12 protein-coding genes are annotated in these 14,916 nt (G+C 72.4%); 8 read left to right on the top strand and 4 right to left on the bottom strand.

Features of this window, described 5'->3' with window-relative positions; genetic code table 11:
- Positions 1 to 304: 304 nt before the first annotated feature.
- Complete coding sequence (locus tag ACSMXW_RS01580; protein WP_485803396.1) at positions 305 to 2,125, top strand: MFS transporter; 1,821 nt, start codon at positions 305 to 307, stop codon at positions 2,123 to 2,125.
- Positions 2,125 to 2,829 (top strand): MarR family winged helix-turn-helix transcriptional regulator, encoded by a 705-nt coding sequence (locus ACSMXW_RS01575; protein WP_485803394.1) that lies wholly within the window; start codon positions 2,125 to 2,127, stop codon positions 2,827 to 2,829. Before ACSMXW_RS01580 ends, ACSMXW_RS01575 begins: the two co-directional genes overlap by 1 nt.
- Positions 2,830 to 3,162: 333 nt before the next feature.
- On the opposite strand, the gene ACSMXW_RS01570 is transcribed toward ACSMXW_RS01575, so the two are convergent.
- The 3 genes from ACSMXW_RS01570 to ACSMXW_RS01560 form a co-directional block, all read right to left on the bottom strand.
- Positions 3,163 to 4,095 carry a putative protein N(5)-glutamine methyltransferase gene (locus ACSMXW_RS01570; protein WP_485803392.1) on the bottom strand — a complete coding sequence of 311 codons (933 nt, stop codon included), beginning with the start codon at positions 4,093 to 4,095 and terminating at the stop codon, positions 3,163 to 3,165.
- A 206-nt stretch (positions 4,096 to 4,301) separates the two neighbouring features.
- Positions 4,302 to 5,246 carry a ribose-phosphate diphosphokinase gene (locus ACSMXW_RS01565; RefSeq protein ID WP_485803391.1) on the bottom strand — a complete coding sequence of 315 codons (945 nt, stop codon included), beginning with the start codon at positions 5,244 to 5,246 and terminating at the stop codon, positions 4,302 to 4,304.
- Positions 5,247 to 5,349: 103 nt separating this feature from the next.
- Positions 5,350 to 6,099: an MBL fold metallo-hydrolase gene (locus tag ACSMXW_RS01560; RefSeq protein WP_485803390.1), complete on the bottom strand. Its 750-nt coding sequence runs from the start codon at positions 6,097 to 6,099 to the stop codon at positions 5,350 to 5,352.
- Between the two features lie 417 nt (positions 6,100 to 6,516).
- On the opposite strand from ACSMXW_RS01560, the gene ACSMXW_RS01555 reads away from it, so the two are divergent.
- Complete coding sequence (locus tag ACSMXW_RS01555; protein ID WP_485803388.1) at positions 6,517 to 7,143, top strand: LysE family translocator; 627 nt, start codon at positions 6,517 to 6,519, stop codon at positions 7,141 to 7,143.
- Positions 7,144 to 7,645: 502 nt separating this feature from the next.
- Here ACSMXW_RS01555 and ACSMXW_RS01550 read toward each other — a convergent pair.
- Positions 7,646 to 8,722: a LacI family DNA-binding transcriptional regulator gene (locus ACSMXW_RS01550; protein ID WP_485803386.1), complete on the bottom strand. Its 1,077-nt coding sequence runs from the start codon at positions 8,720 to 8,722 to the stop codon at positions 7,646 to 7,648.
- 423 nt (positions 8,723 to 9,145) lie between these two features.
- Here ACSMXW_RS01550 and ACSMXW_RS01545 point away from each other — a divergent pair, with 423 nt between their 5' ends.
- From ACSMXW_RS01545 to ACSMXW_RS01525, 5 genes are all read left to right on the top strand, one after another.
- Entirely contained in the window at positions 9,146 to 10,474 is a 1,329-nt protein-coding gene (locus tag ACSMXW_RS01545) for an extracellular solute-binding protein (RefSeq protein WP_485803384.1), read from the top strand.
- Between the two features lie 111 nt (positions 10,475 to 10,585).
- Positions 10,586 to 11,410 (top strand): carbohydrate ABC transporter permease, encoded by an 825-nt coding sequence (locus ACSMXW_RS01540; protein ID WP_485808555.1) that lies wholly within the window; start codon positions 10,586 to 10,588, stop codon positions 11,408 to 11,410.
- The gene (locus ACSMXW_RS01535) at positions 11,410 to 12,315 is read left to right on the top strand and encodes a carbohydrate ABC transporter permease (RefSeq protein WP_485803382.1); all 906 of its coding nucleotides are present in this window, start codon (positions 11,410 to 11,412) and stop codon (positions 12,313 to 12,315) included. Before ACSMXW_RS01540 ends, ACSMXW_RS01535 begins: the two co-directional genes overlap by 1 nt.
- A gap of 89 nt (positions 12,316 to 12,404) precedes the next feature.
- Positions 12,405 to 13,790, top strand: coding sequence for a glycoside hydrolase family 5 protein (locus tag ACSMXW_RS01530; protein ID WP_485803380.1), 1,386 nt, complete (start codon positions 12,405 to 12,407; stop codon positions 13,788 to 13,790).
- Complete coding sequence (locus tag ACSMXW_RS01525; protein WP_485803378.1) at positions 13,787 to 14,878, top strand: mandelate racemase/muconate lactonizing enzyme family protein; 1,092 nt, start codon at positions 13,787 to 13,789, stop codon at positions 14,876 to 14,878. The genes ACSMXW_RS01530 and ACSMXW_RS01525 overlap by 4 nt, the downstream gene beginning before the upstream one ends.
- Positions 14,879 to 14,916 lie beyond the last annotated feature (38 nt).

Below are 14,916 nucleotides of genomic sequence, written 5' to 3'. Positions count from 1 at the left end.
GACAGCAGCGCCGCAGCGGTGAGCCACGTCCACGTGTGTCCGGTCCTGCCGTTCCATTGGGGCACCGGCGGCGCGGTCGGGCGGTCGTGGTGCGCTACGCGGCGCCGCTCGCCGCTCTCCGCGCTCGCGACGGCACGGCCTCCCCGGCACGGCCTCCCCGGCACGGCCCCCCGGCACGGCCCCCCGGAAGGGTCCCGCGCAGGGGCCCCGGGCCCGCGCCTTGTCACCGGCCCCACCGGTATTAAATTGGTTGATGTCAAGCAAGTAATTGTTCGAGTCGTCGACCGCGGTGGGAGTGGTTCGCGTGGGACAGGCTGCTGAGGTGGGGAAGGCGGGTCCCCCACAGGCGTCGGCCGGGTCCGGGTACAAGTGGGTCGCGCTGTCCAACACGACCCTCGGCGTGCTGATCGCCACCATCAACCAGTCGATCATGCTGATCGCGCTGCCCGACATCTTCCGGGGCATCGGCGTCGACCCGCTGCAGCCCGGGAACACCAGCCTGCTGCTCTGGCTGATCATGAGCTACCTCGTGGTCACGGCGGTCCTCGTGGTCAGCTTCGGCAGGCTGGGCGACATCTACGGCAGGACCCGGATGTACAACCTGGGCTTCGCCGTCTTCACCGTGTTCTCCGTGCTGCTCTCCGCGACCTGGATGACGGGCACGGACGGCGCGGTGTGGCTGATCGCCATGCGCGTCCTGCAGGGCGTCGGCGGCGCCATGCTGATGGCCAACTCCAGCGCGATCCTGACCGACGCCTTCCCGGCCCGCCAGCGCGGCCTCGCGCTGGGGCTCAACCAGGTCGCGGGCATCGCGGGATCGTTCGTGGGCCTGGTGCTCGGCGGCCTGCTGGGCCCGGTCAACTGGCGCCTGGTCTTCCTGGTGTCCGTGCCGTTCGGCGTCTTCGGCACGATCTGGGCGTACCTGCGCCTGCGCGACACCGGTGTGCGTACCCCGGCCCGGCTCGACTGGTGGGGCAACGTCACCTTCGCGGTCGGCCTGATCGCCCTGCTCACCGGCATCACCTACGGAATCCAGCCGTACGCGGGGCACAGCATGGGCTGGACCAACCCGTTCGTCCTCGCGGCCATGGCCGGCGGCGTGGTCGTGCTCGTCCTCTTCTGCGTGATCGAGACGAGGGTCGCCTCGCCGATGTTCCACCTGGATCTGTTCCGGATACGGGCCTTCACCGCGGGGAACCTCGCGGGGCTGCTCGCCTCGCTGGGCCGCGGCGGACTGATGTTCGTCCTGATCATCTGGCTGCAGGGCATCTGGCTGCCCCGGCACGGCTACAGCTTCGCCCAGACGCCGCTGTGGGCGGGCATCTACATGCTGCCTCTGACGGTCGGCTTCCTGGTGGCGGGCCCGGTGTCCGGCTGGCTCTCGGACCGGTTCGGCGCCCGCACCTTCGCCACTGGAGGCATGGTGCTCGCGGCCGCCACGTTCGTGGGCCTGGAGGTCCTGCCGGTGGACTTCTCCTACGTGTGGTTCGCCCTGATCCTGCTGCTCAACGGCATCGGCATGGGGCTGTTCGCGTCGCCGAACCGTGCCGCCATCATGAACAGCCTGCCCCCCGACCAGCGCGGGGTGGGCGCCGGCATCAGCACCACGTTCCAGAACTCCGCCATGGTGCTGTCCATCGGCATCTTCTTCTCGCTGATGATCACCGGCCTGGCCGGCTCCCTGCCGCACGCGCTCACCACCGGCCTGACGGCCCAGGGCGTGCCCGCCGCCGACGCCGGCAAGATCGCGGCCCTGCCGCCGGTGGGCGTGCTCTTCGCCTCGCTCCTCGGCTACAACCCCATCAGGACGCTGCTCGGCCCCCATGTCCTCGGCCAGCTGCCCGCCGGGCACGCCTCGTACCTGACGGGCCGGCAGTTCTTCCCCCAGCTCATCTCGGGGCCGTTCGCCGACGGCCTGTCCGTGGCCTTCGCGTTCGCCATCGCCTGCTGCCTGGTCGCGGGCTTGGCCTCGCTGCTGCGCGGCGGCCGGTATTACCACGACGACCGCGGACGCCGGACGCCCACGCCCCCGGCCGTCCACGCCTCGCAGGCACCGGACGCCCTGGGCGGCGAGCCGGAGCCGGGGGCGCCGCGCTCCGCCACCACCCGACCGAGGAGCACCTGATGCCCGCCCACACCCCGGGGCACGGCGCGTCCGCCCGGCCCGCCGACGCCGCGGCCGAGCCGGACGCCGCCACGGAGCCCGCCGCAGGGCCCGGGCCCGACGCCGCCGACTACGGGCTCGAGGCTGCCGGGCCGGAGCCTGCCGGGCCGGAGCCTGCCGGGCCCGAGCCTGCGGACGCCGCCGGGCTGGCCGCCCGGCTGCGTGCCGCGATCCAGCACCTGATGCCGCTGCTGCGCGCCCAGAGCGTGCACAGCGACCTCACCCCGAGCCGGCTGACGGCGCTGGCCGCGCTCGCGGACGCCGGACCGCTGCGCATCAGCGATCTCGCCGGCCGCATGGGCATCGCCCTGTCCACCACGTCGCGGATGATCGACCTCCTGGAGGGGCTCGGCTGGGCCGAGCGCCGCCCCGACCCGGCAGACCAGCGTGCCAGCCTGATCAGCCTGAGCCACGAGGGACGCGCGGTCCTGGACGCGGTGCGCCAGGAGCACACGGGCAAGCTCGCCACCGAGATCGCCCGCCTGCGCCCCGACCACGCACGCCGGCTGTGCGAAGCCCTCCCCGCCCTGGAGGCCCTGGCCGCCGCCGCACCGCCGGACGCCGGCCCCGGCCCCGCGGGCGGCCGGGCGGAGGGCGAGACCGGCATGGACCCGCACCGGACAGCCGCGCCGCGGGAGGCGCCGCACAGGACCGCACACCGATGAGAGGCCGCCGTCTGCGGCAGGACCGCCGTGGGCGGCGGACCCGCCACCAGACGGCAGAACGAGGACGCCCGAGGGCACGGCCGCGGCTCACCGCGGCTCACGGCCCGGGGGCACGGACGGCGGCCCGACACGGCTGACGGCGGCCTGACGCGGCTGACAGGGGGCCCGACACGGCTGGCAGGAGTCCGCCAGGGCTGGCGACGACCCGGCGGCAGCACGGCCCGGTCACCAGGTGCCGTGCGGCCCGGGTCACCAACTTCTTCGTGCGGCCGCCGGAGCCCGTGGTTGTCCCGGCCCCGCCGGGACGGAGGCAGCGGGCGCCCCGCTCCCTCGTCACTCCGTGGCCACGGGCTGGGTGCCGATCACGACGGTGGCCCCCAGTTCCGCGTCGGTGGTCAGGTGCGCCACCAGGCCGCCGGCGGTGAACGCCTCGATGGCCGCGGCGGCCTGGCGGGTGCTCGTCTCGACCAGCACATGACCACCGGGCGCCAGCCAGCGCGGCGCCTGAGCGGCCACCCGCCGCAGCACGTCGAGCCCGTCCGAGCCGCCGTCCAGGGCGACCTGCGGCTCGTGGACGCGCGCCTCCTGGGGGAGCAGGGCCATGTCGCCGGTGGGCACGTACGGCACATTCGCGGTGAGCACGTCGACACGGCCGCGCAGCGTCGGCGGGAGCGGTTCGAACAGGTCGCCCTCGTACACCGTGCCGTCCGGCAGATTGCGGCGGGCGCACCGCACCGCCGCCGGGTCGACGTCCGCCGCGTACAGCTCGGCCACCTCCAGTGCGGCGGCGAGCGCGGCGGCCACGGCCCCCGAGCCGCAGCACAGATCGAGCACCACCACGGGGCGCGGCGGGGCGAGCGCTACGGCCCTGCCGACCAGGAACTCGGTACGGCGCCGGGGAACGAAGACACCGGGGGCCACGGCTATCCGCCGGCCGCGGAACTCGGCCCAGCCGAGGACCTGTTCCAGCGGGAGCCCGGCGACGCGCCGCTCCACCATGGCGGCCAGCTCGGACGGCGCCTGGGCCTCGGCGAGCAGGAGGTCCGCCTCGTCCTCGGCGAAGACGCACCCGGAGGCGCGCAGCCTGGCGACGACGGCGGCACGGTCGGGACCGGCCCCGGAGAGGCCGGTCCCGGTGAGAGCGGCCTCGGTGAGACCCGCCGCGTCGGCTTCGGCGTCGGCCGCGGTTCCGGCGGCGGACTCCGTCGCCGCGGGACCGGGGGCCGCGGGGGAGGCGGAGGCGGGGGATGACGGGGATTCTGACATGGGACAGGAGAGCCTTTCGGGACGCCGAGGGGCACTCCCCGGCCTCTCCGGCCTCTCCCGGTGTCCTACACCGAGGGGACCGGACGGTCGCGAAGAGGGAGCACCCGACCTGCTACAGCGGTAATGGGTCTCACCTCCTCGGTCGTCCATGGCCTGGACCAGCCACACTACCCCAGTGCGTCCGGGAGCGGCCGGCCGGGCCCGGCTCAGCCCTGGTCGAACAGCGCGCTGACCGACTCGCCGTTGTGAATGCGCCGGACCGCCTCGGCCAGGGCGGGGGCGATGGACAGCACCCGCAGCTTCGGCGTGATCTTGCCATCCGGCACCGGCACCGTGTTGGTGCAGACGATCTCCAGCACGTCCGGCTGCTCGTCGAGCCGCCGCAGCGCATCGGCCGCGAACAGGCCGTGCGTGCAGGCGACCCGGATGGACCGCGGGCCCAGCTCGCGCAGCCGGTCCAGCAGTTCCAGCACGGTGCTGCCCTTGGCGATCTCGTCGTCCAGGACGATCACGTCACGGTCGGCGATCTCCCCGATGACGGCGCTGATGCTGACCCGGTCGTCGGCGAACCGCTGTTTGGCGCCGGCCGCCACCTGCGCCCCCAGCATCCGTGCGAACGCCGCCGCCTCCTTGGCGTTGCCGAGGTCGGGGGAGACCACCGTGGCGCGGGACAGGTCGTGGCCCTGGAAGTGCCCGGCCAGCTCCCGCAGCGCGTGCAGGTGGTCCACCGGCACCGAGAAGAACCCGTGCACCTGCGGGGAGTGCAGGGTCATCGCGAGCACCCGGCTCGCGCCGGCCGCGACCAGCAGGTCCGCGATGAGCCGTCCGCCGATGGAGATCCGGGGTGCGTCCTTCTTGTCGGAGCGCGCGTATGAGAAGTGCGGCATGACGACGGTGATCCGCGCGGCCGACGCGCCACGGGCCGCGTCGCACATCAGCAGCAGCTCCACCAGGTGCTCCTGCACCGGGGCGACCAGCGGCTGGATCAGGAAGACGTCACGCTCGCGGCAGTTGTCCTGCAACTGGACCTCGAGGCAGTCGTTGGCGAACCGGCTGGAGCGCACCGGGCTGAGCGGCACCCCCAGGTGCGCGCACACCTCCGCGGCCAGCTCCGGGTGGGCGCTCCCGCTGAACACGGCGATGTCACGCACGAATCGCTCCTCGCACAGGTCCGTCTCCGGCACAGGTCCATGCCGGCCGGTTCCATGATCGGCCGGACGGACGCCATGGTACTGAGCGGCCCGCCGCCCCGGCTCAGGACGCCCGTTCGTAGGCGAGTTGCGCGGCGCTCCGGACGGAGCCGCGGTGCAGGGGACCGTGACCCGGCAGGAGGGTGTCCGCGTCCAGCTTCTCGATGATCCGCAGGGACTCGCGCGTCTCGGCGCGGTCCTTGTCGAACATCACGGGCAGCAGCTGCGGGCCGCGCTGTCCCGTCGCGGCATGGCCGCTGACCAGGGCGTCGCCGCTGATCACGAGGCCCGCCTCCGGCAGGTGGTAGACGCAGTGGCCCGCGGTGTGCCCCGGGGTGTGGACGGGCACCGGCCCACCGGGCAGGTCCAGCGGCTCCGCGGCGGGGAACGCCTGCGGGGAGCTCACCCGGACGTCCCCGAGTCCGCCGGCGCGCACCGCGTGCACCACCCAGGGCAGCACACGCGGCCGCCATGCGTTGGCGAGGACCTGGCCGACGGAGACCTGGTGCAGGAACTCCCGCCGGGCGTGCGGCACTTCGGCCTCGTGCAGGTACACCGGTGTGCCATGGGTGGCGTTCAGGTACTCGACCGACCCGATGTGGTCCGAGTGCGCATGCGTGACGAGGATCGCGCGCACCGCCTCCGGGCGGTGGCCGAGGATCGCCAGCGAGTCGAGCAGCAGGCGGCGGTCGCCCGGGTAGCCGGTGTCGATCAGGGTGACGTCGTCGCCCTCGGCGATGACGACCCAGTTGGTGTTGCTGCCGTGCACCAGATGCACACCGGCGGCAGCCTGGACGATGGTGTCTTCCCGCATGACCTTCCCGACGTCGAGCCCCGGCCCGGACAGGGCCGCAAGGAGGTTAGACGATCAGCGTTCCGCCTCCACCGGCGGCCCCCGCTCCCAGCGGCTCCCGGGTTGGCCGCCCTGGGAACGGACGCCGTCGCCGGACCGCGGCGTGCCGCCCGGACACCGGGCGCCTCCCGGAGCGACCGGCGGCGTGCGCGCAGGTGCCGGTCCGCCCTGGCCGGAGGCGGCTCCGGTCAGGCGATCGTCCTGTGGCATCATCCGCGACGGAAGTACGGACGACCGGCCGACCGACCGACCGGACGGCCGACCGACCGGACGACCGGCCGGCCGGCCGACCCAGGATCTGCGCCGCCCGCCGCGGGTCCGCCGCGGCGCGCCGCGTACGTCGCCCGTCCCTCGAACCCCCGCGGCAAGGAAACCCTCATGCTCCAGGTGCTCTGGCTCGGCACCCTGCTCGGCGCCGGAGCGGCGCTGTCCGTCGGCCCGATCTTCGTCACCATCCTGCAGACCGCGGCCACCCGCGGCTTCGGCCCCGCGCTGCGCGTCATCCTCGGCTCCGCCACCGCCGATCTGATCCTGCTCGTACCCGCGCTGGCGTTCGCCTGGGTCATCGCCGCCGTGGCCCGGGCCTCCTTCTGGGTGGGCCTCGCCGGAGCCGTCTGCTTCCTCTGCCTCGCCGCGGTGGCCGTCCGCGACGCGCACCGGTTGTGGCGGGGCCGCCTGTCCACCGGACCGGGCGAGCCGTGGGCCTTCTGGAAGGGCGTCACCGCCAACCTCGCCAACCCGCTCACATGGACCTTCTGGCTGGCCACCGGCACCCCGACGATGCTGCAGGCGCGGCACCTGGCCGGCTGGCCCGGCCTCGCGCTGTTCACGGTGGTCTGGTTCGTCGTCGGCTCCGGCCTGGAGGCCGCCTTCGCCCTGGCCGTCGCACGTTCCGGCCGCCGCATGGGCGCCCGCGGACAGAGCCTGGTCACCGCCCTGTCCGGGGCCCTGTTCCTGGCCCTCGCCGCCGCCTTCGTCGTCCACGACGTCATCCCGGTCAGCTGACCGGGGAGCCCCGGAGGGCGTGCCGGGGGTCCGGGTGGTCGGCCCTGGTGTCCGGTGGGCAGGGGCAGGGGCAGGGGCCGCATCGCGAGGGCGCGGGTGCCCTGGCGGGGGCGCGGGCCGGGGGAACCGCGCGCTCGGCCCTCGACAGCCGACGGCCGCAAACGGACCGCAAACGGACCGCAAACGGACCGCAAGGGGCACAGGCCCCCGGGCCCGCGGCAGGCGCCCCCGCGCCGGAGGGGCGCGGAAACGCCCCGAAGCCGGTAGGGCCCGGAAGGTGAAAACGTCCCGAAGCCGTGGGCACCCGGAGCTGAAACGTGCCGAAGCCGAAACCTCCGAAGCCGAAACGGCCCCAAGCCGAGAATCCCGAACCGAAAGCGGCCCCAAGCCGGTGGGCGCCACAACCGTGGGCACCACGAACGGGGCGCGACAACCGTGGACGCCACAGCCGTGGACGCCACAGCCGTGGACGCCCCAACCCACAAGCACCCGAAGCCGGGACTCACCGCACCACGTGCGAAGCCCCCGCGTCCGCCACGGACCCCCCGAGCCCGCCGGCCCGACCCCGCACCCCGGGCGGCTCCGCACACGATCCCCGCACCACCAGCCGAGTCGGGAGCATCACCTGCCCCTGTGCCGGCTCGCGCTCCGCGAGGAGATCCAGCAGCATCTCCACCGCCCGCTGTCCCATGAGCTGCAGCGGCTGCTCGATGGTGGTGAGCGCGGGCTCCACCATGGTGCTCTCGGGGATGTTGTCGAACCCGATCACCGACAGGTCATCGGGCACCCGCATGCCGAGGGTCAGCGCGGTCTCCATGGTGGCGATCGCGGACACGTCGTTCGCCGCGAAGACGGCAGTGGGCCGCTCGGGCAGCGTCAGCAGCGCCCGCGCCGCCTGCACCGACTCGTCGTCCTCGTAGCCGGCGTTGCGCAGCAGGTCCGGGTCGAAGGGCACCCCGGCGGCCTCAAGGGCGGTGCGGTAGCCCAACTCCCGCTGCCTGCTGGACTCCAGGTCCCGGGGCGGCCGGCCGAGGAACCCGATGCGGCGGTGGCCGAGACCCAGCAGGTGCTCCACGGCCCGCCGCGCGCCGCGGACGTTGTCCGCCGCCACCGTCCAGCCGCCGTCGCCCCCGCTGTGCGGATCCACCGCGACCACCGGCGAGCCGATGTCCGCCGTGGAGACCGTGGGTGTCACCAGCACCGCGCCGTCGATCAGCGTGCCCGACAGCCGGGACAGGTACCGCCGTTCCCAGCCGACCCGTCCGCCGGCCTCCGCACCGGTCGAGTACACGACCAGCTCGTACCCGGTGCCCTTGAGGCCGCGGGCCACGCCCTTCAGCAGCTCGGCGCTGTACGGCTCGATGGCCCACACCAGGACGCCGACGACGTTGGTGCGGTGGTTGCGCAGGCTGCGCGCGACCAGGCTCGACTCGTATCCGAGCTCGTCGATGGCGGCGCGCACCCGCCGCAGCGTGCTCGCGGCCACACCATGGCGGTCGTTGAGCACCTTGGAGACGGTCGCGACCGAGACGCCCGCGTGCGCGGCGACCTCCCGGATGGTCACTCGGTTGCTGGTCACGGTCCGGATTCTACTGGCCTGTCCCACCGTCACCGATAACGTTATCGATAACGATTGACATCCCTGCCGGGGTGCTAGCACGATGGCCGGGCGCCGCGGCGAGGCGCCTCGCCGCGGCGGCGCGAGGTGTCCGGTGACACGTGAGCGGCACCGGTCGGCAGGCCATCACTTCAGGGGTCGTGGTGGCCTGCACCGCCGGTGACCGCATGCGTGCCAGGGGCCGCGGCGGCGGAGGCCGTGGACGAATCCGATCAAGGGGGAAGCAGCTCAACGGAGTTGCAGCGCGCCGTCGCCGATCGCACTACCATCCGCAGGCGACCCCTGGGCGTGGTCCCGGTAAGCGCTTGCAGCACTGGTGCCGCGCCATCCCTCCATCCACACCCCTGGACACGCTGTCGTGGCCAGGGAAGAGAGGCGGACAGCATGACGGCATCGGTCAGCTCACGAAGGACCGTGCTCGCGGCGGGCCTTGCCGCCCTGTTCGGCGGCGCCGTGGCGGGCTGCGGCACCTCGGGCCCCAAGACGGGCGGCACGGGCGGCTCCGGTGACGGGGCATCGGCCTGGATCCTGAGCGGCGTGACGGAGCAGGTCTTCCGGAACTCCTTCAACTCGTGGAACGACGCCCACCCCGACCAGAAGTTCACCGTCCAGTCCTTTGCCAACGACCCGTACAAGCAGAAGGTCCGTACCGCGGTGGGTGCGGGCCAGGCGCCCACGCTGATCTACGGCTGGGGCGGCGGCGTCCTGGCGTCCTATGTGAAGGCGCACGCGGTGGAGGACCTCAGCGACCTCGCCGCCGACCCCGATGTGAAGAACCGCTTCCTCTCCTCGGTCGCGGCCGGCGGGAAGGTCGACGGCAAGACGTACGCGCTGCCGAACAACGGCATCAAGCCGGTGATGGTCTATTACAACAAGGAGCTGTTCGACAAGATCGGCGCTGAGCCGCCGAAGACCTGGGACGAACTGATGAGCCAGGTCGCCGAGTTCAAGCAGGCCAAGATCGCCCCGTTCACGGTGAGCGGCCAGGCCAAGTGGCCGCTGCTGCCGTGGCTCTCCTACCTGATGGACCGCATCGGCGGCCCCGGAGTGCTGAACGACATCCTGGCCGGCAAGCACAAGGCGTGGTCCGACCCGGCGGTGACCGAGGCGAACACCAAGATCCAGGAGCTTGTCGACGCCGGCGGGTTCGTGGACGACTTCGCCTCCATCACCACGGACAGCGGCGCCGACGTGGCCCTGCTATACACCGGCAAGGCGGCCATGACACTGGCACTGCCGATCGCCTACCAGACCATTCAGCAGGCCGACCCGAGCTTCATCAAGGACGGCAAGCTCGGGTACTTCCCCTTCCCGACGGTCTCCGGCGGCAAGGGCGACCCGCACGACGTGGTCGGCAACCCCTCCAACTTCTGGTCGATCTCGGCGTCCGCCTCCGACGCCGCCAAGGAGGCAGCCCGTGCCTACCTGAAGAGCGGTCTGCTGAACAGCCAGTACGTCGGCGATCTGCTCACCGAGGGCAATGTGCCGCCGGTGGCCGATCTCGGCCCGCGGATCGCCAGGTCGAGCGATCCCGACTACTTCTCCGCGGTCTATGACATGTCCGCGAAAGCCTCGAACTTCGCCCTCTCGCTGGACCAGGCGCTCACCCCCAAGGCCGGGGACGCGGTGCTCACCAACCTCCAGCAGATCTTCCTCAAGGAGATCACCCCGGAGAAGTTCGCGGCCAACATGAACGCCACCCTCTCCGCCTGAAATCGAGTTGACGTGTCGGTCCTTCACCCCCGAACGCAGGCGGCCCGCTCCCCGCTCACGGGTGAGCGCCGCCCCGGCGCCAGCGGACTGCTGGTGCTCCCGGCGCTGCTGATGTTCGTCGTCTTCGCCCTGGTCCCGCTCGTGGGCGCCGTGGTCCTCAGCTTCACGCAGTGGGACGGTCTCGGTGCCATCCGCTGGGCCGGCTGGCACAACTGGTCCACCGTGGTGAAGGACCCGGTCACCGGCAACGCCCTGCTGCTCACCTTCAAGATCATTGTGGTGTCCTGGCTGGTACAGACCCCGATCAGCCTGCTGCTCGGGGTCTTCACCGCCGGCACCCAGCGGTACCGCGCCGTGCTCGCCGCGCTGTACTTCCTGCCGCTGCTGCTCTCCTCGGCGGCCGTCGCCATCGCCTTCAAGGCGATCCTCGACCCGCACTTCGGCATCGGCGGCGCGCCCGGCCTGGGCTTCCTCGCCCAGAACTGGCTGGGCGATCCCGACCTGGTGCTCTATGTGGTGATCTCCGTGATCGCCTGGCAGTTCGTGCCCTTCCACACGCTGCTGTACCAGGCCGCCGTACGGCAGATCCCGGCCTCGCTCTACGAGGCGGCGACCATCGACGGCGCCGGACGCCTGAAGCAGTTCCGCTACGTCACGCTGCCGCAGTTGCGCGGCACGATCATCACCTCGTCCACGCTGATGGTCACCGGCTCGCTGACCTACTTCGACGTGGTCTTCGTCCTCACCGGGGGAGGTCCGGGCAACAGCACCCGGCTGCTGCCCCTCGACATGTACCTCACCGGCTTCTCCGCCAACGACATGGGCGCCGCCAGCGTGCTGGCCGTGATCCTCGTCGTGATCGGGCTCGCCCTGGCGCTCGCGCTGACCAGGTTCACGGGCTTCAGCCGGATGCGCAGCGACCAGGAGGGGCTCTGATGGCCACCACGACCACCCCTGCCGCCGGGCCCCGCAGCCGGACCGGCCGGCCGTCCGTCCCGCTCGGCCCACGCCGGCCGCGCACCCTGCGCAGGCGGCCCAACGTGCCCGCCGCGGTGGCCGGGTTCGTCTGGCTCGCCGTGATCATCCTGCCGGTCTACTACGTGGTCATCACCAGCCTGCGCACCCAGAGCGGCTTCTTCCTGGGCAACCCGCTCGCCCCGAACAGGGACCTGACCCTCGGCAACTACGCGGAGGTGCTGGAGAAGGGCTTCGGGACCTACTTCCTGAACAGCGTGATCGTCACCGTCGCCTCGGTGGCGCTGACCGTCGCCCTGTCCCTGACGGCCGCCTACGCGGTGGTGCGCGGCCGGGGCCGGCTGGTGCGCTCCGCCTTCTCCGTCTTCCTGCTGGGGCTCGCCGTCCCCGTGCACGCCACGATCATCCCGCTGTACTACATGATCACCCGCGTGCACCTCTACGACAGCCTGCTGGCGCTGATCCTGCCGTCGATCGGCTTCGCCGTGCCGGTCACCGTACTGATCCTCGCGAACTTCATCCGGGACATCCCCGGGGAGCTCTTCGAGTCCATGCGCCTGGACGGCGGCAACGACGCACGGATCCTGTGGCACCTAGTCGTCCCGCTGGCCCGGCCCGCCATCGTCACCGTCGGCATCTACGACGCCCTGCACGTCTGGAACGGCTTCCTCTTCCCCCTGATCCTCACCCAGAGCCCCGGCCGCCGGGTGCTGCCGATGGCGCTGTGGGCCTTCCAGGGCGAGCACACCATCAACGTCCCGGCGGTGCTGGCCGCCGTGGTCCTGTCCACCCTGCCGATGCTCGCCGCCTACCTGGTCGGGCGCCGCCACCTCGTCCGCGGTCTGACCGCCGGGTTCAGCCGGTGAGCGCGGGGCGCGGGTGCCACCCCGGGCCGGCGACAGGCCACCGGACACCTCGCGGCACACCGCCGCAGCACGCAAGGAGTACCTCCCCCATGAACGACCCGTCCGTGATGCTCCAGGTCGAGGACGACCACCTCGCCACCGCCGCCGGTGAGCCGGTGCGGCTGCGCGGCGTCGGTCTCGGCGGCTGGATGAACATGGAGAACTTCATCACCGGCTTCCCGGCCACCGAGGAACTCCAGCGCGCCGCCCTCCGCCGGGTCGTCGGCGAGGAGGCCTACCACGCCTTCTTCGACCGCTTCCTGGAGGTGTTCTTCACCGACGCCGACGCCGCCCTGCTCGCCGGCATGGGCATGAACTGCGTCCGGGTGCCCTTCCACTACCGGCACTTCGAGGACGACGACCGCCCCATGGAGCTGAAGAGACGCGGCTTCGAACTGCTGGACAGGGTGGTCGACAGCTGCGCACGGCACGGCCTGTACACGGTGCTCGACCTGCATGCCGCCCCCGGCTACCACAACCAGCGCTGGCACAGCGACAACCCCACCCACCGCTCGTTCTTCTGGACCCACCGGCACTTCCAGGACCGCGTGGTGCACCTCTGGGAGGCGCTGGCCGAGCACTACCGCGACAACCCGTGGGTGGCGGGCTACAACCCCCTCAACGAACCCGCCGACTCCGACGGCCACACCATCGGCCCGTTCTACGAGCGGCTGCACGCCGCCATCCGGGCCGTCGACCCGCACCACGTCATCTTCCTGGACGGCAACCGGCACGCCACCGAGTTCGACCTCTTCGCCGACCCCTGGCCGAACACCGTCTACACCGTCCACGACTACGCCCTCGCCGGCTTCGCGGACAGCGGCGACTACCCGGGCGTCTCCCGCGGCCAGTACGTGGACCGCGACTTCCTCGAGAACCGCTTCCTGACCCGCTCCGCCTACATGCGCAGCACCCGCACCCCCATCTGGGTGGGCGAGTTCGGCCCCGTCTACAGCGGCGACCCGAAGCGCGACGCGGACCGCTACCAGGTGCTCGCCGACCAGCTCGCCCTCTACGACGAGCAGGGCGCCGGCTGGAGCCTGTGGACGTACAAGGACATCGGCCTGCAGGGCATCGCGCACCTGCCCGCCGAGTCGCCGTACCTGCGCAGGATCGCCCCCGTGCTGGAGAAGAAGGCCCGGCTCGGCGTGGACGTGTGGGGCGGTGTGGACACCGGTGTGCGGCACATCCTGGACCCGATCGAGAAGACCGTCGCCGAGGAGTTCCCCTCCTTCGACCCGCTGCCGTTCGGCCAGCAGCAGTGGATCCACGTCCTGGTGCGGCACATCCTGCTCGCCGAGCCCATGGTCGACGACTTCGCACGCTGCTTCGCCGGGCTCGACGCCGACAACATGCGGGCGCTCGCCGACTGCTTCGCGCTGGAGCGGTGCACCGTGCGCACCCCGCTCGTGGACGTGCTGAAGGAGCACCTGTGAGGATCACCGCGATCGAGACGCTGCTGCGCGGCCCGCTCGCCGTCGTCCGGGTGCACACCGACGACGGCCTCACCGGCATCGGGCAGACCGCGCCCTACGAGGCGGCCACCAGCGTCGGCGTCCTGCACACCATGGTCGCCCCGCTGTTCCTCGGCCGGGACCCCTGGGACGTGGAGGCGCTCGTCGACGCCTGTGTGCGGGAGCACTACAAGTTCTCCGGCGGCTTCCTGCTGCGTGCCCTCGCCGGTGTGGACACCGCCCTTTGGGACGTCCTCGGCAAGGCCGCGGGACGGCCCGTCAGCAAACTGCTCGGCGGGCACGTGAGGCCGTCCGTGCCGGTGTACGCCTCCAGCATGCGACGCGACATCACACCGGAGGCGGAGGGCGAGCGCCTTGCGGAGGAGGTCGCCGAGCGGGGCTTTCGGGCGGTGAAGGTCCGGGTGGGCGACGCCATGGGCCGTGACCGGGACGCCGCGCCCGGCAGGACCGAGCGGATCGTCCCGCACCTGCGCCGCGCGCTCGGCGACGACGTGGAGCTGTCCGCGGACGCCAACGGCGGCTACGCGGCCGGCCGCGCCGTCCGGGTCGGCCGGATGCTGGAGGAGTACGGCTACTTCCACTTCGAGGAGCCGTGCCCCTTCTCCGACATCGAGCAGACGGCACGGGTCGCCGCCGCGCTCGACATCCCCGTCTCCGGCGGCGAGCAGGACACGTCGCTCGCGCAGTTCCACCGCATGATCACCACCGGGGCCGTGGACATCGTGCAGCCGGACATCGGCTACCTCGGCGGTGTGTCACGGGCCCGCAAGGTCGCCGTGCTCGCCGAGGCGGCGGGCATCCCCTGCACCCCGCACTGCGCCAACGACTCGCTGCTCCAGATCTTCACCCTGCACCTCGCCGCCGCGCTGCCCGCCTGCAGCCGGTACCAGGAGTGGAGCATCGAGAGCACCCCGTGGACCCGGGGTGTGTACGCGCCGCTGCTGAAGGTGGTGGACGGCGAGGTGGCCGCGCCCACCGCGCCGGGCTGGGGCATCGAGCTCGACCCGGACTTCGTACGGGCGGCGGAGAGCCGTCGCTCGGCGCTGTGAGCCGGGCGCCGCACTCCGGTCACCCGGCGGTGTGAGCC

Source organism: Streptomyces sp. DSM 116793, assembly GCF_057320905.1.
This window is presented reverse-complemented; position numbering and strand designations above follow the sequence as displayed.

Excerpts from the sequence above, each read along its gene's own strand:
- ACSMXW_RS01540 (WP_485808555.1), top strand. The coding sequence starts at position 10,586 with ATGTTCGTCGTCTTCGCCCTGGTCCCGCTCGTGGGCGCCGTGGTCCTC.
- ACSMXW_RS01560 (WP_485803390.1), bottom strand. The coding sequence starts at position 6,099 with ATGCGGGAAGACACCATCGTCCAGGCTGCCGCCGGTGTGCATCTGGTG.
- ACSMXW_RS01535 (WP_485803382.1), top strand. The coding sequence starts at position 11,410 with ATGGCCACCACGACCACCCCTGCCGCCGGGCCCCGCAGCCGGACCGGC.
- ACSMXW_RS01575 (WP_485803394.1), top strand. The coding sequence starts at position 2,125 with ATGCCCGCCCACACCCCGGGGCACGGCGCGTCCGCCCGGCCCGCCGAC.
- ACSMXW_RS01570 (WP_485803392.1), bottom strand. The coding sequence starts at position 4,095 with ATGTCAGAATCCCCGTCATCCCCCGCCTCCGCCTCCCCCGCGGCCCCC.
- ACSMXW_RS01545 (WP_485803384.1), top strand. The coding sequence starts at position 9,146 with ATGACGGCATCGGTCAGCTCACGAAGGACCGTGCTCGCGGCGGGCCTT.
- ACSMXW_RS01530 (WP_485803380.1), top strand. The coding sequence starts at position 12,405 with ATGAACGACCCGTCCGTGATGCTCCAGGTCGAGGACGACCACCTCGCC.
- ACSMXW_RS01555 (WP_485803388.1), top strand. The coding sequence starts at position 6,517 with ATGCTCCAGGTGCTCTGGCTCGGCACCCTGCTCGGCGCCGGAGCGGCG.